Here is a 23,381-nt window from a genome sequence, read left to right as displayed (position 1 = left end):
CCGGCGTGATGCCGGTGATTCGTACGTGCTTAACGATCGGCGCCCAGGACAGGCACCAGCGCGGCTCCCAAAGCGACGGGATCGTGCCGAGGACTGCCGTCCTGGACAGCCACCGGTGCCACCACCAGCCGCGCACCCAGCGATTCTGCCGCACGATCGACCGGTTCGGGGTCACCTACCGCTTTCCCGTCCGCGAGAACCAGGTCGACCCGCAGTTCCGGCAGGTACCACCGGAGCGCGGCCAGGTGGTCGGCGACCGACAGCCCGAGCGTCTCCTGCTCCGCCGCGAGGTTCAGGGTGACCAGCCGGCGGGCCGGGCTGGCCACGATCGCGGCGGCCAGCCCGGGCACCAACAGGTGCGGGATCACGCTGGTGTACCAGCTTCCCGGGCCGAAGATCAGCCAGTCCGCCTCGCCCACCGCGGCCACCGCCTCCCGGCAGGCCCGGGGCCCGGACGGGGTGAGGCGCACCGACTCGACCCGACCCTGGGTCACCGCCACCGCGTGCTGGCCGCGTACGGTCCGCACCTCGTCCGGCCGGTCCGGGTCGGCGCCGCGTACCTGGGCCTCGATCTCGATCTGCTGGCACGACATCGGCAGCACCCGGCCGACCGCGCCGAGCATGGTGGCGGCGTGGTCGAGCGCGGCCACCGGGTCGCCGAGCTGTTCCATCAGCCCGAGCAGGACCAGGTTGCCGACCGCGTGCCCGGCCAGGGTGTCCGTGCCGGACGGGCGGAAGCCGTTGTCGCTGGCGAACCGGTGCTGGAACAGGTCGGCACTGCGCCGGGTGGCGGGCCGCTCGTCGGCCAGGGCGACCAGGGCCTGGCGCAGGTCGCCCGGGGGCAGCGCGCCGCGCTCGGCGCGCAGCCGACCACTGGAGCCACCGTCGTCGCCGACCGTCACCACCGCCGTGATGTCGAGTTCCAGGTCGGGCGCGCACTGCCGCAGGGCCCGCAGGGACGCGGAGAGTCCGTGGCCGCCGCCGAACGCGACCACCTTGAGCGCCGTCACTCGCGGCCCAGGTCGCGGTGCTGGGCGTTGGCGGCGAGCCGGGCCTGCCGCAGCCGGCTGGCGAGTTCCTCGGCGATCGCCACGCTGCGGTGCTTGCCGCCGGTGCAGCCGACGGCGACGGTCAGGTAACGCTTGCCCTCCCGCTCGAAACCGGGCGCGGTCGCGTTGATCAGGCGGGCGTACGTCTCCACGAAGGTCACCGCACCGTGCTGGCCCAGCACGTACCGGCTGACCGCCTCCTCGCGCCCGTTGTGCTCACGCAACTCCGGCACCCAGTACGGATTCGGCAGGAACCGGGCGTCCAGCACAAAATCGGCGTCCGGCGGCAGCCCGTACTTGAAGCCGAAGGAGAGCACGGTCACCTTGAGTCGGCGGGCGTCCTCACCGCCGAAGAGCTCCTCCACCCGGCTGCGGAGCTGGTTGACGTTGAGGTGACTGGTATCGATGATCACGTCGGCCTGCTCGCGGGCCTCCTCCAGCAGGCCGCGCTCGACCGCGATGCCGTCGGCGAGCCGCCCGTCCCCCTGTAGCGGGTGCGAGCGCCGGACGCTCTCGAAGCGCCGGATCAGCACCTCGTCGTCGGCGTCGACAAAGACCACCCGGGGCTGGAAGCCCCGCTCCTTGAGGGCCCGGATCGCGCCGGCCAGGTCGGTGGAGAAGGCGCGGCTGCGTACGTCGAGCACCATCGCCGTCTGCCGGGTGGTCCCGCCGGCCTTGAAGGCGAGCTCGGCCATGTCCAACATCAGCGCCTGCGGCAGGTTGTCCACCACGTAGAAGCCGACGTTCTCCAGCGCCCGGGCGACCGTGCTGCGACCGCCGCCGGAGACACCGGTGACCACGACCAGGTCGGTCTCGGACCGGCTCGGCTCGGCCGCGGGCTCGTCCGCTCGCGAGCCGTGCGCACCCCCGCGCTCGCTCACCTGTTCCCCCCAAGCCGCGCGGGAGCCGGAGCCGCCGATCTTCGGTCGGCACCGTACGCGCGGGATCGATGTATAGTCACCGGTCACCGTCCCAGGCCGCTGAGCCCCCCACCAGTGGAGTGTGCCCGTGGAAGAGACCGAGGATCAGCGTCGCTATCACGTAGTTGTCAACGACGAAGACCAGTACTCTATCTGGCCGGTCGGCTCGGAACCGCCACCGGGTTGGCACCCGGTCGGCGTCGAGGGTGACCGCGCGACCTGCCTGGCCCACATCGACGAGGTCTGGACCGACCCGCGTCCGCGCGGGCTCCGGGAGTGGTTGGCCGTCCAGACCTGATCCGTACCGCTATCCCAACGGGCGTCTCGATTGTTCGAGGCGCCCGTTTTTGTGTGCGCAGGACCGGATTGAGCGAGCCACCCGCATAAGACGCTGATCCGTACCCTCCATTTAATTTTGTTTCCATTCCCGTAACGAATATGTCCGCCGGAGCGAAAGTGTGACCAACTAATTTCCGGCTACCAAATGTCCGGCATCATGAATGTGTAGCACTAACTCGGACAGGACCAGGTAACGGCAACTTCGTGGCTTTTTGTCACACAGAATCTAATCAAATCGGGCCCAATCACCCCGCCTGACCGGCAGTTGTCCTGGTTCCGACCCAGTGTTGACATATCTGAATGCCTCTCGTATTTTTTGGTCACCCCCGATCACTCCGCGATTTTTCCGCCTTTCCGATCGACTTGCCGTGCCCGCCGAGACTCCCTGCCAAGTGCTCGCCGACGCATTTAGCGACGATATTTCTTGGTGCGTCGGAAGAAAGCCGACCGCACCGACAAAGGAGGAAAGCAGACCGTGCGGTCGACCAGCAGTAGCGCACCCGAGGTCAGTAAGGACCCACCGAACGCCGTCGAATCGGACGGCGAGTGCTACGACCTGCTGGCGCTTCAGCAGGGACTGTTGTTCCACAACCGCTACGAGCCCGGATCGGGCGTCGACATCCTCCAGGTGGTGGTCGACTGGCCGGAGCCGCTCGACCCGGTCGCGATGTCCGACGCCTGGCAGGCGGCGGCCAGCCGGCACCCGGCGCTGCGGACCGCCTTCACCCTGCTCGGCCCGGGGCGGGCCAGCCAACGGGTACAACCCGAGGTGACCATCGCGGTCCGGCGCCACGACTGGCGCTCGGCGGAGCCGGACAGCCGCTCGGTCCGGCTCGACCGGTTCCTCGCCGCCGACCGCCGCGACGAGTTCGACCCGGCCACCGCGCCGCTGGTCCGGGTCGCCCTGATCCAGCATCGGGACGACCACCACACCATGGTGTTCAGCCTGCACCACGCGATCCTCGACGGCCGGTCCGTGCACCTGCTGCTGACCGAGCTGTTCAACGACTACCGGGCGATCCGCGCCGGGACCGCGCGCCCCGCGCCCGCCCGACGCCCGTTCCAGGAGTACGCGACCTGGGCCGGTCAGCGCTCGCTCGTCGCCGACCAGCGCTACTGGCGGACCCGGTTGGACGGCGTCACCCTGCCCACCCCGCTGCCGCTGCACCCGGCCACCACCACCCCACCGCGCGACCCGGAGTCGGTACGGGAACTCACCCACCTGTTCGACCCGGCCGACGGCGCGGCGCTCACCCGGGCCTCGGCGGCGGTCGGCGTACCGCTGAGCACCCTGGTCAACGCCGCCTGGGCGGTGCTGCTGCACCGCTACAGCGGCGAGCGGGACGTGGTGTTCGGCGCCGTCCGGAGCTGCCGGCGGGGCTCGATCGACGGGGCCGACACGATCATCGGAATGTTGATCAACACGGTGCCGCTGCGGATCGACGTACGGCCACAACGGCTGGTCCGGGACTGGCTGGTCGACGTACGGGCCCAGATCGACGCGGTCCGGCCGCACCAGCTCGCGCCGCTGACCGCCGTCCGGGACTGGACCGGACAGCCCGCGGCCGACCCGCTCTTCGAGAGCCTGCTCGTGTACGAGCACCGCGACCTACAGACCGGTCTGCGCGCCTCGGTCCCGGACTGGCGGTCCCGCACCGTACGGATGCTCCGTCATCCCGGGCCGCCGGTGACCGTCCTGGTCTTCGGCGAACCGGTGCCACGGGTGCTGCTCTACCACGACCGTCGGCGGCTGACCGACGCCGCCGCCGACCGGATGCTGCGGCACTTCACCACCTGCCTGCTCGGGCTCGCCGCCGGGCTGGACGCGCCGGTGGCCGCCCTGCCACTGCTCGGACCGGACGAACACGACCTGCTCACCCGTACCTGGGCCGGTCGCGCCCCCACCCCGAAGCCCGGCACCGCCGACCCGACCGGGTCCACCGCGACCCCGACCACGAGCACCGCCGACCCGACCGGGTCCACGATCGGTGAGCGGTTCGCGGCGCGGGTGCGGCTCAGTCCGGACGCGGTCGCGGTGACCGGGGCCGACGGCACGCTGAGCTACGCCGAACTCGACGCCCGCGCCAACCAGCTCGCCCACCTGCTGATCCGGCGGGGCGCCAGGCCGGACCAGCCGGTCGCGGTCGCCCTGCCCCGGTCGGTACGGCTGGTCGTCGCCCTGCTCGCCGTGGTCAAGGCCGGCGGCGCGTACCTGCCGCTGGACCCGGGCAACCCGCCGGCCCGGAGCCGGGAGATGCTCGCCGCCAGCGGCGACCCGCTGTTGCTGACCGCGACCGCCACCACCGGTCCCGGCTCCACCGAGGACACCCTGGTCGACGACCCCCGCGTGATCGACCTGGACCGGATCGGGCCGGAGCTGGCCGGGCTGCCCCGGACCACACCGGACCGTTCGACCGGGCCGGAGAACCTGGCCTACGTCAACTACACCTCCGGTTCCACCGGTGCGCCCAAGGGCGTGGCGGTGCCGCACCGGGCCGTACTCCGGCTCGTGCACCACCCGGACTACCTGCGGCTCGGTCCGGACCAGACGGTGCTGCACCTCGCCTCGGCGGCCTTCGACGCGGCCACCCTGGAGCTGTGGGGCAGCCTGCTCAACGGTGCCCGGCTGGTGGTGGCGCCACCCGACCCGCTCGGCCCGGTGGAGATCGCCCGACTGCTGCGGGCCGAACGGATCAGCGTGCTCTGGCTCACCGCCGGCCTGTTCCACCAGGTCGTGGAGGAGGACCCGACGGCACTGGCCGGAGTGGACCAGCTCCTGGCCGGCGGCGACGTGCTCGACCCGGGCGCGGTCCGCGCCGCGCTGCGGGTCCGCGCCGGACGCCCGCTGGTCAACGGGTACGGCCCGACCGAGAACACCACCTTCACCTGCTGCCACCGGATGACCGACCCGGAGACCGTTCCGGCCCCGGTGCCGATCGGCCGTCCGGTGCCGCGGAGCACGGTCTACGTCCTGGACGAACTGCTCCGACCGGTGCCGGTCGGTGTGCCCGGCGAGCTGTACACCGGGGGTGCCGGGCTGGCCCGGGGCTACCTCGGCGAACCCGGCCGGACCGCGCAACGCTTCCTGCCCGACCCGTTCGCCGACCGGCCCGGGGCCAGGATGTACCGCACCGGGGACCGGGTCCGCTGGGGGCGGGACGGCACCCTGGAGTTCCTCGGCCGGATCGACCGGCAGGTCAAGATCCGTGGATTCCGGGTCGAGCCGGCCGAGACGGAAGCCGTGCTGCGGGCCCATCCACTGGTCGGCGAGGCGGCCGTGGTGGTGCACGGCGACGGCGAGCACCGCCGGCTGGTCGCGTACGTCAGCCCGGTGGCGGGAGCGGACCCCCGCGACGGGACCCGGGCACCCGACGAGCGGCTGCTCGGGGAGGACACGCTCGGGGAGTACGCGCTCGCGCAGCTCCCGCCGTACCTGCGACCGGCCGCGTACGTGCTGCTGCCGACGCTGCCGCTCAACCGCAACGGCAAGGTCGACCGGGCCGCGCTGCCCGCGCCGGTCACCCCCACGGCGACCACGCCGGACCGGCCGCTGACCGATCCGACCCAGCTCCAACTCGCCGCGCTCTGGTCCGACCTGCTCCGGGTCGGGGTGGGCCGGGAGGACGACGACTTCTTCGCCCTCGGCGGCAATTCGCTGCTCGCGACCCGGCTCGCCTTCCGCGCCGCCGAACGGTTCGGCGTCGAACTGCCGGTCCGGGCGATCTACGACCGGCACAGCCTGGCCGGGCTCGCCGCCGAGATCGACCTGCGGCGCCGTACACCCACCGCGCCGACGGCCCGGATCACCGCGCGGGACCGGGCCGCGTACCGGGGTGGCGTGGTCGCCCCGGTGACGCCGCCGGCCGGCGGACCGGCTCACCTGGTCCGGCCCGGGCCCGGCCCGTGGGCGATGTGGCGCTGGGTCGGGCTGCGTGCCGCCGGTTTCCCGGTCGGGCCGCTGACCCGGCTCGGCGACCCCGGGCACGTCGTACGGACCGACGCGCTGCTGGCCGCCGAGGACCGGCTGCTCCAGGCCCGCCGGGCGATGGCCGACCGGCTACACCAGGCCCGCCGCGCCGCACCCACCGAACAACGGTCCCGGTGGAACCGAGCCGACCGGCAGGTTCGCCAGGGCATCCTGCCGGACGACCTGCCCCCGGTCGCCGACCCGGTGCTCGACGCCCGGCTGACCGAGGGGCGCGCCGCCCTCGCCGACGCCACCGAGCGGCTCGCCGAGAACCGGATCGAGTACGCCCGGTCGTACCAGCGGGCCAGCCTGCGGCGGACCGCCGGGCTGCGCGACGCCGCCGCCGACCCGCTGCTGCGCGAGGCGGTGACCTGGCAGAACCGGCACGCCCTGCGGACCGGCCTCGACCCCCTGCTGCACCGGGCCGAGACGGATCCGGCCAGCCGGGACTCCCAGCACCGCCAGCACGAGGCGCTGGTCGCCACCTACCTCCAGCGCTACTGCGCCAAGAACGACACCATCGGTTTCTTCGGCCCGGTCGGCTGGGCCACGGTGGCACCCGGCGGGACCGGCCTGCGGATCGACCACGCCGCCGGCCGGCTCGCGCTGCGCACGGTCTACTTCGAGAACTGGGCGATGGCCGGGCTGGCCGACGCGCTGGTCAACCGCGACCCCCGGCTGGCACCGTGGCTGATCCCGCGCCGGCTGCCGTTCCTGGCCGTGCAGGACGGTCAGCTCCTGTTGCCGCTCACCCCGCCGACACCACTGGCACCGCCGGTGGCCCGGTTGCTGGCCGCCGCCGACGGACGGCGTACCGCCCGGGAGATCGCGGTCGAACTGGTCGCCGACCCGGAGTCCGGGATCGACTCGTCGGAGCAGGTGTACCGGCTGCTGGCCGAGCTGCGCGACGCACACCGGGTGACCTGGTCGCTGGAGGTGCCGAAGGAGGACCTCTTCCCCGAGCGGTCGGTCCGCCAGCGGCTGGACGCGGTCACCGAGCCGGGCGTACGCGTACCGGCGCTGCGCGCGCTGGACGAGTTGGAACGGGCCCGGGATGCGGTCGCCGCCTCGGCCGGCGACGCCGACCGGCTCGGTGAGGCCCTGGCCGACCTGGAACGGACCTTCACCACGCTGACCGGAGCCGCCCCGACCCGCCGCGCCGGTCGGGTGTACGCCGGACGCACCCTGGTCTACGAGGACTGCCGCGCGGGCGAACGGGTGTCCCTCTCCACCGACCTGGTCGGCACCCTCTGGCCGGCGCTGGGCCTGCTGCTGGAGAGCGCCCGCTGGTTCACCTTCGCCGGCTCGGCGCTGTTCGGCCGGGCCTGCCGGGAGCGGTACGACGAACTCGTCGGCCGGGGCGGGCAGCGCACCGTACCGTTCGCCGACTTCTGGCTCTGGGCCAACGACCTCCTCTTCGACCTGCCGGAACGGCTGATCGCACCGGTCGTACGCGGGTTGCAGGAACGGTGGCGGCGGATCCTGCCGGACCTCGACGGCCAACACCGGATCCAGCTCGACTCGACCGGCATCGCCGACCGGGTCAGCGCCGCCTTCGCCGCCCCGCGCCCCGGCTGGATCGGCGCCTACCAGCACAGCCCGGACGTGATGCTGGTCGCCGACGGGCCCGCCGCGATCGCCCGGGGCGACTTCCACTGGGTGGTGGGCGAGGTCCATCCCGGCGTCAACACCCTGCGGTCCGCGCTCTTCATGGCCCAGCACCCGGAACCGGCCGAGCTGGTCGCGGCGATGCGGGCCGACCTGCCCGGTCCACGGGTCGTGCTGGCCGCCACCGGTGAGGAGGGCGGCGCCCCGTCCCGGCTCACCGACAAGCTCGTCACCGACCGGGACCTGCGGTTGGTCTTCGGGCACGACAGTTGCGGACTCGACCCCCGTACGGCGGTCGCCGTCGCCGACTGCGTGCTGGAGTCCCGCGACAACACCCTCACCGTACGGACCCGGGACGGCCGGCACGCGCTGCCGCTGGCCGAGGTCGTCGGCGAGGCGCTGATGCTGCAACTGATCCAGCGTTTCGACCTGCTCCCCCCGGCCGACCACCGCCCCCGGATCACCGTCGACCGGGTGGTGATCTCCCGCGAGAGCTGGCGGTTCGGGGCGGCCGGGCTGGAGTTCGCCTGGACCACCGACGAGGCGGACCGGTTTGTCGGCGCCCGGCGCTGGCAGCGCGAGCACGACCTGCCCCGGTACGTCTTCGTGAAGACCCCGGTGGAGAAGAAGCCGTTCTTCCTCGACTTCGCCAGCCTCGCCTCGGTGGACACGTTCGCCCGCGCGGTCCGCCGCACGGTCGACGGCGCCGGGGCCGGCGCCCACCTGCGGCTGAGCGAGATGCTGCCCACCCCGGAGCAGCTCTGGCTGACCGACCCGGACGGCGGGCGCCGGACGGCCGAGTTCCGGCTGGTCGCGGTGGACACCCGACGCCCGGAGGCGACGCCGGGCGGTCAACCCGCCGGCCCCCGCCCCACCACAGGCACCGAGGAGAACCATGACCGGTGAGACCTTCGTCCTGCCCGCCTCGTCCACCCAGCGGCGCCTCTGGATGCTGGACCAGCTCGAACCGGGGACGGCCGCGTACAACATCGCCTGGTCGGTCCGGCTCGACGGCGACCTGCGGGTGGACGCGCTGCGCGCGGCACTGGACTGGCTGGTCGGCCGGCACGAGGTGCTGCGTACCACCTTCACCTCGGTCGACGGCGAGCCGGCGCAGGTGGTCGGTCCGGCCTCGACGGTGCCGCTGCCGGTCACCGACCTGTGCGGCGCCGCGCCGGCCCGGGTGGACGAGTTGCTCGACGCCGACGGCCGGGCACCGTTCGACCTCGCCACCGGACCGCTGCTGCGGGTACGGCTGATCCGGCTGACGCCGACCGAGCACCTGCTGGTCCTGGTCGTGCACCACATCGTCGCCGACGGTTGGTCGTTCGACACCCTGTTCGGGGAGCTGGCGTACGGCTACCGGACGGCGGTCACCGGGGCGGCGCCCGACCTGCCCCCACCGCCGATCCAGTACGCCGACTTCGCGGTCTGGCAGCGCGAACAGGCGCAGCGGTCCGCCTTCGCCGACGACCTGGCCCACTGGCAGGCCGCGCTCGCCGGCGCGCCGACCCTGCTCGACCTGCCCGCCGACCGGCCCCGGCCGGCGGAGCAGTCCCCGGCCGGCGGGCTCGTCACGTTCCCGGTGCCGGAGGAGCTGACCGTCGGCATACGGCGGCTCGCCCGGGACGCCGACACCACCGAGTTCGCCGTGCTGCTCGCCGGCTTCCAGTCCCTGCTGCACCGGCTCAGCGGGCAGCCGGACCTGCTGGTCGCGGTGCCGGTCTCCGGACGCAGCCGGCCGGAGACCCGGGGCGTGGTCGGCTTCTTCGCCAACACCCTGGCCCTGCGCGGCCGGTTCGAGCCGTCGACCACCTTCGGCGAGCTGCTGGGCGCCGCCCGGAGCAGCGCGATCGACGCCCAGTCCCGGCAGGACGTGCCGTTCGAGGAGCTGGTCGACCTGCTCGCGCCGCAGCGCAGCCTGGCCCACTCGCCGCTGGTGCAGGTGATGTTCGCGGTGGAGGAGACGCCGGCACCGGTCGAGTCGGCCGGGCTGTGGATCGCACCGGAGCTGCGGGAGAACGGCACGGTGAAGTTCGACCTGACCCTCACCGTGGAGCAGCGGCCGGACGGGCTGCGGGGTCGGCTGACGTACCGGACCGCGCTGTTCGACCGGGACAGGATCGACCGGGTCGCCCACGCGTACCTGGCGCTGCTCGGGGCGGCGGTGCTCCGGCCGGCGACGCCGGTGGTCGAGCTGCCGTTGCTCGGCCCGGCCGAACGCGACGAGATCGTCGCCGGTTGGCGGGCACAGGAGCTGACCCCACCGCCGTACGCCTGCGTCGCCGAGCTGTTCGAGCGGCACCCGCCGGCCGACCCGGACGCGGTCGCGGTGGCCGGACCGGACGCCACACTGACGTACGCCCAGCTTGTCGCCGACCGCAACCGCCTCGCCCACCTGCTGCGCGGGTGTGGGGTCGGCATCGACGTGCCGGTCGGGATCTGCCTGGCCCGGGGCAGCGTCATGCTCACCGCGATGCTGGCGGTCTGGCAGGCCGGTGGCGGTTACCTGCCACTGGACCCGGAGTTGCCGGCCGCCCGCCTGACCGGGATGGCGGCCACGGCCGGCGTACCGGTGGTGCTCACCGACCGGGCCAGCGCCGCCCGGACCGGCGACTGCTGGCCGGCCGGCGCCCGGGTGATCCGGCTCGACGACCCGGGCCAGCTCGACCGGCTGCGGGCGCAACCGGAGACCGCTCCCGAACCGGTCGGCCACCGCGACGGTCTGGCCTACCTGCTCTACACCTCCGGCTCCACCGGCGTGCCGAAGGGCGTGGCGGTCACCCACGGCTCGGTGGTCAACCTGCTGGTCGCCTTCGACCGGCTGCTCTGCCTGACCGCCGCCGACCGGGTCGCCGCGATCACCACGAACGCCTTCGACATCTCCGTGGTCGAACTGGTCCTGCCGCTGCTCGCCGGGGCCCGGGTGGAACTCTTCGACAGCGGTCTCGCGGTCGACGCCGCCGCGCTCCGCGCCGAACTCGCCGCCCGGGGCGTCACCGCGATGCAGGCCACCCCGGCGAGCTGGCGGATGCTGCTCGCCGCCGGTGGGGTGCCGGCCGGCGTACGGCTGCGGATCAGCGGCGGCGAGGCGCTCTACCGCGACCTCGCCGACGAGCTGCGTCGCGACGGCGCCACGCTGATCAACGGGTACGGCCCGTCGGAGACCACCATCTACTCCACCGCCGGGCGGGTCGGCGGCGACGGCCCGGTCGACCTCGGCGACCCGGTCGCCAACACCCGGCTCTACCTGCTCGACCCGGCCGGTCACCCGGTGCCGGTCGGCGCGGTCGGCGAGCTGCACCTGGGCGGGCTCGGCGTCGCCCGGGGCTACCACCGCGACCCGGCCCGCACCTCGGCGAGCTTCCGCCCCGACCCGTGGGGCGGCCGACCCGGCGTCCGGCGCTACGCCACCGGCGACCTGGCCCGGTGGCTGCGCAACGGCCGGCTGGAGTATCTCGGCCGCGCCGACCAGCAGGTCAAGCTCCGGGGCTACCGGATCGAGCTGGGCGAGATCGAGACCGCGCTGCGGGCCCAGGACACGATCCGCGACGCGGTCGTGGTCACCTGGCGGGCCAGTGCCGAGGACGTACGGCTGGTCGCGTACATGGTGCCGACCGCGCCCGTACCCGATCCGGCCGCCTTCTGGTCCACCCTGCGTCCGGCGCTCGCCAGTCACCTGCCGGACTACATGCTGCCGGCGACCCTGGTGCCGGTGGACCGGTTCCCGCGTACCGGCAGCGGCAAGATCGACCGTCGGGCGTTGCCGGAGCCGGTCTGGCGGGAGGCCGGCGGCGGCGGACCGGTCGCGCCGCGCACCCCGGTCGAGGAGCAGCTCGCCCGGCTCTGGCGCGAGGTGCTCGGCGCGGCCGAGGTCGGGGTGCACGACAACTTCTTCGCCCTCGGCGGCCACTCGCTCACCGCCACCCGGCTGATCGCCCGGATCCGCGCCACCCTCGGCGTCGACCTGCCGCTGCGCCTGCTGTTCAGCGCGCCGACCATCGCCGAACTCGCCGCCCTGGTCGTGGACCCGGCCGGTCAGCTCCGCCCCGACGGCACCGCCGACCGGGTCGCCTCCGGCGGACCGAGCGCACAGGACCTGCTCGCCTCGCTCGACGACCTCTCCGACCGGGAGATCGACGAGCTGTTGAACACGCTGATCGCCGAGGAGGGCTCATGACGGTCACGCCGTCCCCGACCGACCGCCGGGACCGTGCCGTAATCATCGGTGCCGGCCTGGCCGGCTCACTCGCCGCCGTGTACCTCGCCCGCCGGGGCTTCGCGGTGGACGTCTACGAGCGGCGCGACGACCCGCGACTGGCCCCGCCCGGGAACGCCGGACGCTCGATCAACCTGGGACTCTCCGCCCGGGGCATGCGCGCCCTCCAGGAGGTGGGGCTGCTCGGCGACGTACTCAAACGCAGTGTGCCGATGCGCGGCCGGGTGGTGCACTCCCCCGACGGCACCGTCGGCTTCCAGCCGTACGGGGTGCACGGGCACCAGATCCTGCACTCGGTGCTCCGCGACGAACTGATCGCGGTGCTGGTCGACGCCGCCGAGTCGCTGCCCGGGGTGCGGTTCCACTTCGGCTGGCGACTGCACCGGCTGGACCGGGAGACGCCGACGGTGACCGTCACCTGCCTGGGCGACGACACCCACCACGAGGTGCTGGCCGACCTGGTGGTCGGCGCGGACGGGGCCTTCTCCGCCGTACGCCAGCAGTTGCAGTACGGCCAGCGGGCCAACCACGGCCAGGAGTTCCTGGACTGGGGGTACAAGGAGCTGACCATCCCGGTCGGTCTCGACGGCCAACCCCGGGTACGCCTGGAAGCGCTGCACGTCTGGCCCGGCGAACACGGGTTGATGGTCGCCCACCCGAACGTCGACGGCTCGCTGACCTGCACCCTGTTCATGCCGTTCGAGGGTGCGCACAGCTTCGCCACGCTCACCGACCCGGCCACGATCCGCGGCTTCTTCCGGCGCGAGTTCCCCGACGCCGAGGAGCTGATGCCCCGGCTGGTGGAGGAGATTCTCGACCACCCCACCGGCCAGATGGTCACGGTCCGGACCAGCCCGTGGCGGCACACCGACCGGGTGGTGCTGGTCGGCGACGCGGCGCACGCGGTCTACCCGTTCTACGGGCAGGGCATGAACGCCTCCTTCGAGGACTGCCTGGTGCTCGACCAGTGCCTCGACCGGCACCCGGACGACCGGGCGACCGCGCTGGCCGCGTACGAGGCGGCGCGCAAGCCGCACACCGACGTGTTGGCCGACCTCTCCACCCGCAACTTCGTCGAGTTGCGCGACCGGGTGCACCGCCCCGGGTACGCGCTGCGGGCCGCGGCTGACCGGCTGCTCAGCCGCCTGCTGCCGGACCACTGGACCCCGCTCTACACGATGGTCGCGCACACCACCACCCCGTACGCGGAGGCCCTGGCCCGGTCGGACCGGCAGGACCGGCTGCTGCGGGCGGCGGCGACCGGCGGCGCGGTGGCGCTCGGCGCCGGTCTGGCGTACGCGGCGAGCCGGTCGCCGCGCCGCCGGGCGGGGCGGTGACCCGACCGTGCTGATCCATCCCGAACAGCCGGCCTGCGTGCTGGTGGAACAGTTCGACCTGACCGCCGAGGCGGTCCACCCGCTGATCCGGGGCGTCGAGACAAAGCTGCTCAGTGTGCTGCGCTGGGCCCGGGAATACCTCTGCCGGCCCCACCCCGACCTGGGGCGCAAGGGACCGGTCTGCCCGTTCGCCCAGGCGTCGCTGGACCGGGGCATGTTCTACCTCGCGGTGCACCGGGGCGAGACCGTCGAGCCGGGCACGCTCGACCAGCTCATGCTGACCTACCGCGACTGGTTCCGCGAGCTGCCGCCGACCGGTGGTCCGGCCGCCCAGTTCAAGACCATCCTGCTCACCCTGCCGGACGTGCCGCCGGAGCGGGCGAACGCGATCGTGGACCAGACCCAGGAACGGCTCAAGCCCCGGTACGTCCCCGAGGGGCTGATGGTCGGCGAATTCCACAGTGGACCGCCGGACAAGGCGGGGCTCTGGAACGACGACTTCCGTCCGCTGTACAGCCCGGTGCCGTTGCTCGCCATCCGGCACATGGTCTCGTCGGACTTCCCGTTCCTCGCCGACGACCGGGACTCGGTCGCCACGTACCTGCGCCTGTTCGGCGCGAACACCCCGCCCGCCCTGCGGGCCAGGGTCGGTGCGGCGGCACGCGAGTTCGGCCTCTCGGTCCCCGGCCCGCCACCGGTGAACCCCAGGACACCGGTCCCCCAACTGGCCGACCAGCAAGGAGCGACGTCATGACCGAGCCCGATTCTCCTTCCCCGGCGAGGAACAAGCGGGCGTTGCTGGCGCGGATGTTGACCGAGCGGGTGAACACGCCCCGGACGTACCCGGTGTCGTCCGGACAGCAACGGTTGTGGTTCCTGGACCGGTTCCAGCCCGGCGACCCGGTCTACAACATCCCGGTCGCGTTCCGGCTGCGCGGCCCGCTCGACGTGGCGGCGCTGCGCGCCGCGCTGGAGCTGATCGTGCGCCGGCACGGGGCGTTGCGGACCACCTTCGCCGACTCGGGCGGCGAGCCGGTGCAGGTGGTACGCCCGACCGGCGAGCCGGTGCTGGAGGTCACCGACCTGTCCGGCGGCACCGCCGAGGAGGCGGCCCGGCTGCTCTGGCAGGAGGCGCGGCGCCCGTTCGACCTGGCCCACGGCCCGCTGTTCCGGGCCAGGCTGGTCCGGACCACCGACGACGACCACCACCTCTCGCTCTGCCTGCACCACATCGTCTCCGACGCCTGGTCGCTCGGCGTGCTCTTCACCGAGCTGAACACCGCGTACGCGGCGCTGCGCGACGGCCGTACGCCGAAGCTGCCGGACCTGCCCGCGCAGTACGCCGACTACGCGCTCTGGCAGCGGGAGAAGCTGGCCGGTGACGCGCTGCGGGAGCAGCTCGACTACTGGCTGGACCAGTTGCGCGGTGCCCCCGCACTGCTCACCCTCCCGACCGACCGACCCCGCCCGGCCAGCCAGTCCTACCGGGGCGCAGTGCACTACTTCGACTTCGGCACCGGGCTCGTCCAGCGGATGCGGGAGTTCAACCAGGCCAGCGGGACCACCACGTTCATGACCCTGATGGCCGGGTTCAGCGCGCTGCTGTCCCGAACCAGCGGGCAGGACGAACTGGTGATCGGCACCCCGGTCGCCGGGCGCAACCACGCCGACCTGGAGCCGCTGATCGGCTTCTTCGTCAACACCCTGCCGCTGCGGGTCTCGGTGGCCGGTGTGCCGACGTTCCGGGAGCTGGTCGACCGGGTACGCGAGGCGACCCTCGGCGGCCTGGCCCACGCCGACGTCCCGTTCGAGAAGCTGGTCGAGGAGTTGGCGCCGGAGCGCAGCCTGGGCCACGCCCCGGTCTTCCAGACCCAGCTCATCGTGCAGAACACGCCGCCGGCCAACCTGCGCCTGGTCGACCTGACCAGCACCTCGCTGCGGGTCGACAGCGGCAGCGCCAAGTTCGACCTCTCCCTGGTCGGCGAGGTGACCGCCGACGGGGGGCTGAACCTGGCGGTGGAGTACGACACCGCCCTCTTCGACGCCGAGTCGGTCGCCCGGCTGACCCGGCAACTGACCACCCTGCTCGACCTGGCCCTCGCCGACCCGGACCGGCCGGTGGCCGAGATCCCGCTGCTGGCCGGGGTGGAACGCTGGCGCTCGGTGGTCGACTGGAACGCCACCGCCCGGGGCCTGCCACCGGTCGCGTCGGTGCTGGAGCTGCTGCCGACCGACGACTCGGAGGCGGGACCGGTGCCGGCGGTCAGCGGCCCGGACGGCGCGGTGAACCCGGCCGAGCTGCACGAACGGGCGGCGCGGTTGGCGTACCTGCTGCGGGCGCGCGGGGTGCGGCCGGACAGCCCGGTCGGGATCTGCCTGGACCGGGGCGTGGGTTTGCTGGTCGGGGTGCTCGGCACCTGGCAGGCCGGCGCCGGTTACCTGCCACTGGACCCGAGCCTGCCGGCCGAGCGGCTGCGTTACCTGCTGGACGACTCGGGAACCACGGTGGTGGTGACCCAGCGGGCGGTCCGGGAGCGCCTCGGCGACCTGCTCGCCGACGTACCGGTGGTGGTCTGCCTGGACGACGACGCGGCCGAGCTGGCCGAGGCCCCGGCCGACCGGGCTCCGGCGCCGGCCCACCCGGACGGGCTGGCCTACCTGATCTACACCTCGGGCTCCACCGGCCGCCCCAAACCGGTCGCGGTGCCGCACCGCTCGGTGCTGAACCTGGTCGCGTCGTTCCACGACGACCTCGGCCTGACCGACACCGACCGGTTCGCGGCGGTGACCACCCTCTCGTTCGACATCTCCGTGCTCGAACTGCTGGTGCCACTGCTGCGCGGCACCCCGCTGACCATCGTGGACTCGGCGGTGACCGGTGACGGGCCGGCGCTGCGCGAACTCCTGGCCGGAGAGGGGATCACCGCGATGCAGGCGACCCCGGCCACCTGGCGGCTGCTGCTGGCCAGCGGCGGCGTGCCGGCCGGGCTGCGGCTGCGGCTCTGCGGCGGCGAGGCACTGCCCCGGGACCTGGCCGACGCGCTGACCGCCGACGGCGCCACGCTGTGGAACTGCTACGGCCCGACCGAGACCACGGTCTGGTCGGCCGCGACGACGGTGGCGCCGTCGCCGGCCGCCATCGACCTGGGTACGCCGATCGCCAACACCGAGTTGTACGTGCTGGACCGGATCGGCCAGCCGGTCCCGGTCGGCGTGGTCGGCGAGGTGCACATCGGCGGTCTCGGGGTGGTACGCGGCTACCCGGGCCGACCGGGGCTGACCGCCTCCCGGTTCGTGCCGGACCCGTTCAGCGGCCGACCCGGCGCCCGGCTCTACGCCACCGGCGACCTGGCCCGGCAACGCGCCGACGGGCGGCTGGAGTTCCTCGGCCGGACCGACCACCAGGTGAAGATCCGTGGTTTCCGGATCGAGCTGGGTGAGATCGAGGAGCAGTTGCGCGCGCACGACCTGGTCGTCGACGCGGTGGTGAGCACCTGGGCGGCCGGCTCGGACGACACCCGACTGGTGGCGTACGTGGTGCCGGCGCACGGCGCCGATCGTGGCGGCGATCGTGGCGGCGGCGACACCCCGGACCTCTGGTCGGTGCTGCGCCCGTGGCTGGCCACCCGGCTGCCCGGTTACATGGTGCCGGCGACCCTGGTCACCCTCACCGCGCTGCCGGTGAACGCCAACGGCAAGACCGACCGGGGCGCGCTGCCGCAACCGGACTGGCGGGACGCGGTGGCCACGGAACGCCTCGCCCCGCGCAACCCGGTGGAGCAGATCCTGGCCGAGATCTGGCAGCAGGTGCTCGGGGTCGACCGGGTCGGCGTACACGACGACTTCTTCCGGCTCGGCGGCCACTCACTGCTGGCCGCCCAGGCGCTGAGCCGGGTCGCCGCCACGTTCGAGCTGGAGCTGCCGATCCGGGTGCTGTTCGAGGCGCCGACGGTGGCCGCGATGGCGCAGGCGCTGGTGGACCGGGAGCCGGTCCCCGGACACGTGGTCACGGTCGCCGAGCTGCGGCAGGATCTGGCCGGGCTCTCCACCGAGGAACTGCGTACGCTGCTCGGCGAGCCGTCGTGACCGAGGTCGACGCCGGCACCCGGGAGCGGCTGATCCGGGAACTGCTGGCCCGGCGCGGGGTGGCCGCCGCCCGGCAGGGCAGCGACATCCCGAGGCGGGCCGAGGGGAGCCCGATCCCGCTCTCCCCGCTCCAGGAGGGGCTCTGGTTCCTCGACCGCCTCGACCCCGGCGGCGGGGCGTACGCGCTCGCGGTCGCGGCCCGGCTGACCGGGGCGCTGGACCCGGACGCGCTGCGGACGGCGCTGGACGCCGCCCAGGACCGGCACGAGGCGCTGCGGACCGTCTTCGGCCTCCGGGACGGCCGCCCCGAGCAGTTCGTCCACCCGGCCGGGGAGACCCGGATCCGGATTCCGATCGAGAGCGTCGACCTCGGCACCGCCGACCCGGACCGGCGGGAGCGGCAAGCCGAAACGCTCGCCCGTACGTTCATCGAAACCGGCTTCGACCTGGAACGCGGGCCGCTGGCCCGGACCCTGCTGGTCCGGGTCGCGCCGGACGACCACCTGCTCGTGCTCAGCCTGCACCACATCGTCGCCGACGACCGGTCCCTGGCGATCCTGCTCGGCGAGGTGCTGGACGGTCTGCTGGGCGAGCCCGCCCCGCCACCGCCGGCCGTGCAGTATCCGGACTACGTGCTCTGGCGGCAGCGGGCACTCGACGCCGGGCTGACCCGGCGACAGCGTGAGTTCTGGGCCGACCGGCTCGCCGGGGTGCCGGGGGTGCTGGACCTGCCCACCGACCGGCCGCGCCCGCCGGTGCAGACATTCGCCGGGGCGACCCACCGGTTCGAGGTGCCGGCGGAGCTGACCACCGCCCTCGACGGCCTGGCCCGCAGCTCCGGCTGCACCCGGTTCATGCTGGTCCTGACCGCGTTGCAGGTGCTGCTGGCCCGCTGGACCGGCCAGGACGACATCTGCGTCGGCTCACCGGTCTCCACCCGCTCCAACCCGCACCTCCAGTCCGTGGTCGGGCTGATGGTGAACAGTCTGGCGCTGCGGGTCGACCTCTCCGGTGACCCGACCCTCGCCGACGCGCTCCAGCGGGTACGCCGTACCTGCGTCGACTCGCTCGACCACGCCGACCTGCCGCTGAGCCAGGTGGTGGAACTGGCCGACCTGCCCCGTGATCCGAGCCGGAACCCGCTGTTCCAGGTCATGTGCGTGGTGAACCCGGCCGGCGCGCCGCGCCGGTCGCGGTCGCTGGCGGTCCGGCCGGTGAGCTTCGACCGGGACAGCTCCCGGATGGACCTCACCGTGCTCTTCTTCGACTCCGGCCCCACCCTGTACGGGGTGCTCGACTACCGGCGTGACCTGTTCGACCCGGCGACCATGGCCCGGCTCGGTGACCGGCTGCTGCTGGTGTTGCGGGCGCTCACCGCCGAGCCGGACCGGCGGCTCTCCGAACTGGACCTGCGCACCCCGGCCGACCGCGAGGCACTGACGGAGTGGAACAACACCGTCCACGACTACCCGGCGGTCGGAACGATCGCCGGAGCCGGGACGACCGAGGGCGGGCTGGCCGAGCTGGTCCGGCGGTGGGCGGTGGCCAGCCCCGACGCCCCGGCCGTCATCGACGGTGACCTGGTCCTCGACCACGGCGAGCTGGACCGGCGCACCGAAGGGCTGGCCCGACGGCTGCGCCGGGCCGGCGTCGGCCCCGAGGTGCCGGTCGGCCTGGTGCTGCCGGCCGGGATCGACGCGATCGTCGGCATCCTCGGCATCCTCCGGGCCGGCGGCGCGTACCTGCCGCTCGACCCGACCCACCCGCCGGCCCGGCTGCTCGCCCTGCTCGCCGAGGCGGGCGCCCCGGTGGTCCTGGTCGACCCGGCCGACACCGACCGTTTCGCCGACCACCCCGGCACCGTGCTCACCGTCGAAAGCGGAGATCCGGGTACGGACGACGGCGTCCCCCTGCCGGTCACCGCCCCGGACCAGCTCGCGTACGTCATCTTCACCTCCGGATCGACCGGCGCCCCCAAGGGGGTGATGGTCAGTCACCGCAGCGCGGTCAACCTGACCAGGGCGTTTGTCGACGAGCACGGGATCGGCCCGGGTGACCGGCTGCTGATGCTGCCGCCGCTGAGCTTCGATGCCTCGGTCGGCGACATCTTCCCCGCCCTGGCCGGCGGCGCCGCCCTGGTGCTGCACCGCCGCCCGGCCGAACTCACCGGCCCGGACCTGCTCCGGTTCTGTGCCGAGCAGCGGATCACCCTGGTCGACACGGCCGCCGCGCTCTGGGCCCGCTGGGTCGCGGACCTGGCCACCGCAGCCCCGGTCACCGACACCGGGTTGCGGGCGATGATGATCGGCGGCGAGGCGGCCGGCACCGAGACCGTACGCGGCTGGGCCCGCGCGACCGGCGGCACCGTACGCCTGCACAACCACTACGGCCCGACCGAGGGCACCGTCTGCGCCACCACGTACGCGACCGTGGACGCGGGTGAACTGCCCGGCCTCGGCCAGCTCCCGATCGGCCGCCCGGTCGGCAACGTACGGGTGCACCTGCTCGACCCGGGACTGCGTCCGGTGCCGGTCGGCTTCACCGGCGAGATCTACCTCGGCGGTGCCGCGCCGGCCCGGGGTTACCTCGGCGCACCCGGCCTGACCGCGTCCCGGTTCGTCGCCGACCCGTTCGGCGAGCCGGGCGGCCGGCTCTACCGCACCGGCGACCTGGCCCGGCACCGGCCGGACGGGACGATCGAGTTCCTCGGCCGGACCGACCGGCAGGTCAAGATCCGGGGACACCGGATCGACCTCGGTGAGGTGGAGGTCGCCTGCGCCCACCTGCCCGGGGTGGCCCACGCCGCGGTGACCGTACGCGACGACGGCACCGGACCGCGGCTGGTGGCGTACCTGGTGCCGGCGGACAGGTCGGCGCCCGCGACGACCCGTCTCCGGGCCGGGCTGCGCGAGCGACTGCCGGACTACCTGGTCCCCGCGCACCTGGTGGTCCTGGACGAGTTGCCGCTGAACCGGCACGGCAAACTCGACCAGGCGGCCCTGCCCGCGCCGGCCGAGCGGGAGCCCGACGCCGACCACGTGCCGCCCCGGACGGCGACCGAGCGGGCGCTCGCCGGCATCTGGGCCGACCTGCTCGGCCGGGACCGGGTCGGCGCCAGCGACAACTTCTTCGACCTCGGCGGGCACTCGCTGCTGGCCGGGCCGCTGGCCGCCCGGATCACCGCCGACCTCGCCGTCGACCTGCCGCTGCGGGCGCTGTTCGAGACCGCCGACCTGGCCGGGCTGGCCGCCCGGATCGACCGGGCCCGCACCGGCGACACCGGCCGCCGGCTCGACCCCGACCGGGTACGCGACGACGCCCGGCTCCCCGACGACATCGCTGACCGGCTGCCGGCCGGACGACCCCCGGTGACCCCGGAGACGGTGCTGGTCACCGGGGCCACCGGGTTCCTCGGCGCGCACCTGCTCGCCGACTGGCTCGACCACAGCCGGGCGCGACTGCACTGCCTGGTCCGGGCCGCCACCCCGCACGCCGCCGTCGACCGGGTACGTGACAACCTCACCCGGTACGGCCTCTGGCGCGACGAGTACGCGACCCGCCTGGTCGGCGTACCCGGCGACCTCGGTGCACCGGCGCTCGGGCTGAGCCGCCGCGACTTCGACGCGCTCGCCGACCGGACCGACCTGGTGCTGCACAACGGCGGGCTGGTCAACTTCCTGATGCCGTACGAGCGGCTGCGGCTGGCGAACGTCACCGGCACGGTCGAGGTGCTCCGCCTCGCCGCCGCCGGCCGCCCGACCGCCGTGCAGCTCGTCTCCACCCTCGGGGTCTTCCTCACCCCGGACCGGGTCGGCGGGGTGGTCGACGAACGGGACTCACCGGACGACTGCACCGGCCTCGGCGACGGCTACAACTCGACCAAGTGGGTGGCGGACGCCCTGGTCCGCGCCGCCCGTGAACGCGGCCTGACGGTCGGGGTGCACCGACCGGCCCGGATCACCGGCAACGCGACCACCGGGGTCGGCAACGCCGACGACTACTTCAGCCGGCTGTTGAAGACGTTCACGCAGCTCGGGGCGGTCCCGGAGATCGGCGACGACCGGGCCGACCTGGCCCCGGTCGACCACGTGGGCCGGGCGATCGGGCACCTGTCCCGGCAACCCGGGCACCGGAACGACGACTTCCACTACTACAACAACCAGACCATCTCCTTCGCCGGGTTGGCCGGTGCGCTGGCCGACTACGGCTACCCGGTCGAGCTGGTGCCGTACGCACGGTGGCGGGCCGCGCTGCTGGACCGGCCGGACGCGGCACTGGCACCGTTCACCCCGCTGTTCGGGGCGGAGGCGCCCCGGCGTACCCAGCCCCGGTTCGACTGCACCCGGACCGAGGCGGCGCTGGCGGCGGCCGGCATCACCTGTCCACCGGCGGACCCGGCGCTGATCCACACCTACCTGGCCTGGTACGTCAGCGCCGGCTTCCTCGACCCGCCGCCAGGCGGGCACCGTCCTCTCAGGAGCAACCATGGCTGAACGAGTCCGCGCCCGCCTGCTGATCGCGGTCTGGGTCGGTCAGCTCGTCTCCCTGGTCGGCTCCAGCCTGACCGGGTTCGTGCTCGGCGTCTGGGTCTACCAGGAGACCGGGTCGGTCACCCAGTTCGCGCTGATCTTCCTGGCCAGCAGCCTGCCGGCGGTGCTGGTCGCCCCGTTCGCCGGGGTGGTCGCGGACCGCTGGGACCGGCGTCGGGTGATGCTCCTGGCCGACCTCGGCGCGGCGGTCGGCACCGCCGCGCTGGCCCTGCTGGTGGCGACCGACAGCCTCGCGGTCTGGCACATCTACCTGGCGACCGCGCTGAGCGCCGCCAGTTCGACCGTGCACCAGGTCGCCTACCAGGCGATGACCCCGGCCCTGGTCGGTAAGGAACACCTGGGCCGGTTCAACGGGCTGATGCAGGTCACCCGCGCCGTCCAGATCGCCGCGCCGCTGGTCGCCGGCCTGCTGGTGGTGACGATCGGGATCGGCGGGGTGCTCGCGGTCGACCTGGGCAGCTTCGCGGTCGCCGCGCTGACCCTGCTGCTGGTCCGGCTCCCCGCCGAGGCGACCCGGCCGGCGGGCGGACGCAAGCGCGAACCGGTGCTGCGCGAGGCCGCCGCCGGCTGGCACTACCTGCGCGCGCACACCGGGCTGTGGCAGCTCATGCTCCTGTTCGGCGGCTACAACTTCCTCTTCGGCTTCGCCGGGGTGCTGGTGCAGCCGCTGATCCTCTCGTTCGCCTCGGCCGACACCCTCGGCCTGCTGATGTTCGCCGGTGGTGCCGGGCTCTTCGCCGGCAGCCTGGTGATGACCGCCTGGGGCGGACCGGCCCGCCGGATCCACGCCGTCCTCGGCGGGCTGGCGCTCGGCGGGGTGGCGCTGGTGCTGCACTCGCTCACCCCTTCGGCCTGGCTGATCGCCGTGGTGGCGCCGCTGTTCCTGTTCACCCTGCCGATCGTGAACAGCTCCACCATGACCCTGGTCCAGACCAAGACCGAACCGGCGGTGCTGGGCCGGGTGCTGGCCGCCGCCCGGGTGATCGGGGACGCCAGCGTCCCGGTGGCGTACCTGCTCGCCGGGCCGCTCGCGGACCGGGTCTTCGAGCCGTTGATGGCCGCCGACGGGGCGCTCGCCGGCAGCGTCGGCGCGGTCATCGGCACCGGCGACGGCCGGGGCACCGCGTTGGTCTTCGCGGTCACCGGCACCCTGATGGTGCTCCTGGTCGCCGCCGCCTGGTCCCGCCGTCCGCTGCGCGAGGTGGACGACCTGCCCGACGCCCTGGAACCAACCCAGACCCCCGAGCCCGTACGCGGCTGAACGCACCGCCGTCCGTCACCCCGTCACGACTCCCGAGGAGAACCA

General features: G+C 73.8%; 10 protein-coding genes. 8 read left to right on the top strand and 2 right to left on the bottom strand.

The window, feature by feature from the left end; all coding sequences use genetic code 11:
* Positions 1-29: 29 nt before the first annotated feature.
* Together yvcK and rapZ are read right to left on the bottom strand one after the other, a co-directional pair.
* Positions 30-1,010, bottom strand: coding sequence for a uridine diphosphate-N-acetylglucosamine-binding protein YvcK (gene yvcK, locus ACI2K4_RS18155; RefSeq protein ID WP_404512726.1), 981 nt, complete (start codon positions 1,008-1,010; stop codon positions 30-32).
* Entirely contained in the window at positions 1,007-1,930 is a 924-nt protein-coding gene (gene rapZ / locus ACI2K4_RS18150; RefSeq protein ID WP_404512724.1) for an RNase adapter RapZ, read from the bottom strand. The genes yvcK and rapZ overlap by 4 nt, the downstream gene beginning before the upstream one ends.
* A gap of 127 nt (positions 1,931-2,057) precedes the next feature.
* On the opposite strand from rapZ, the gene ACI2K4_RS18145 reads away from it, so the two are divergent.
* From ACI2K4_RS18145 to ACI2K4_RS18110, 8 genes are all read left to right on the top strand, one after another.
* On the top strand, positions 2,058-2,267 hold the full coding sequence (locus tag ACI2K4_RS18145) for an MbtH family protein (protein WP_404512722.1): 210 nt from the start codon (positions 2,058-2,060) through the stop codon (positions 2,265-2,267).
* 516 nt (positions 2,268-2,783) lie between these two features.
* Complete coding sequence (locus tag ACI2K4_RS18140) at positions 2,784-8,789, top strand: amino acid adenylation domain-containing protein (protein ID WP_404512720.1); 6,006 nt, start codon at positions 2,784-2,786, stop codon at positions 8,787-8,789.
* Entirely contained in the window at positions 8,779-12,063 is a 3,285-nt protein-coding gene (locus ACI2K4_RS18135) for an amino acid adenylation domain-containing protein (RefSeq protein WP_404512718.1), read from the top strand. The genes ACI2K4_RS18140 and ACI2K4_RS18135 overlap by 11 nt, the downstream gene beginning before the upstream one ends.
* Positions 12,060-13,439 (top strand): FAD-dependent oxidoreductase, encoded by a 1,380-nt coding sequence (locus ACI2K4_RS18130; RefSeq protein WP_404512716.1) that lies wholly within the window; start codon positions 12,060-12,062, stop codon positions 13,437-13,439. Before ACI2K4_RS18135 ends, ACI2K4_RS18130 begins: the two co-directional genes overlap by 4 nt.
* A gap of 7 nt (positions 13,440-13,446) precedes the next feature.
* Positions 13,447-14,193, top strand: a complete 747-nt coding sequence (locus ACI2K4_RS18125; RefSeq protein WP_404512714.1) for a DUF6875 domain-containing protein — start codon at positions 13,447-13,449, stop codon at positions 14,191-14,193.
* On the top strand, positions 14,190-17,525 hold the full coding sequence (locus tag ACI2K4_RS18120) for an amino acid adenylation domain-containing protein (protein WP_404512712.1): 3,336 nt from the start codon (positions 14,190-14,192) through the stop codon (positions 17,523-17,525). Before ACI2K4_RS18125 ends, ACI2K4_RS18120 begins: the two co-directional genes overlap by 4 nt.
* On the top strand, positions 17,522-22,018 hold the full coding sequence (locus ACI2K4_RS18115; RefSeq protein ID WP_404512710.1) for an amino acid adenylation domain-containing protein: 4,497 nt from the start codon (positions 17,522-17,524) through the stop codon (positions 22,016-22,018). The genes ACI2K4_RS18120 and ACI2K4_RS18115 overlap by 4 nt, the downstream gene beginning before the upstream one ends.
* Positions 22,011-23,336 (top strand): MFS transporter, encoded by a 1,326-nt coding sequence (locus ACI2K4_RS18110; protein ID WP_404512708.1) that lies wholly within the window; start codon positions 22,011-22,013, stop codon positions 23,334-23,336. The genes ACI2K4_RS18115 and ACI2K4_RS18110 overlap by 8 nt, the downstream gene beginning before the upstream one ends.
* Positions 23,337-23,381 lie beyond the last annotated feature (45 nt).

Origin of the sequence: Micromonospora sp. NPDC050397, assembly GCF_044901685.1 — a bacterium.
Classification (GTDB): Bacteria; Actinomycetota; Actinomycetes; order Mycobacteriales; family Micromonosporaceae; genus Micromonospora_G.
Note: the sequence above shows the minus strand (reverse complement) of the source record. Positions and strands in the feature narration are given on the sequence as shown.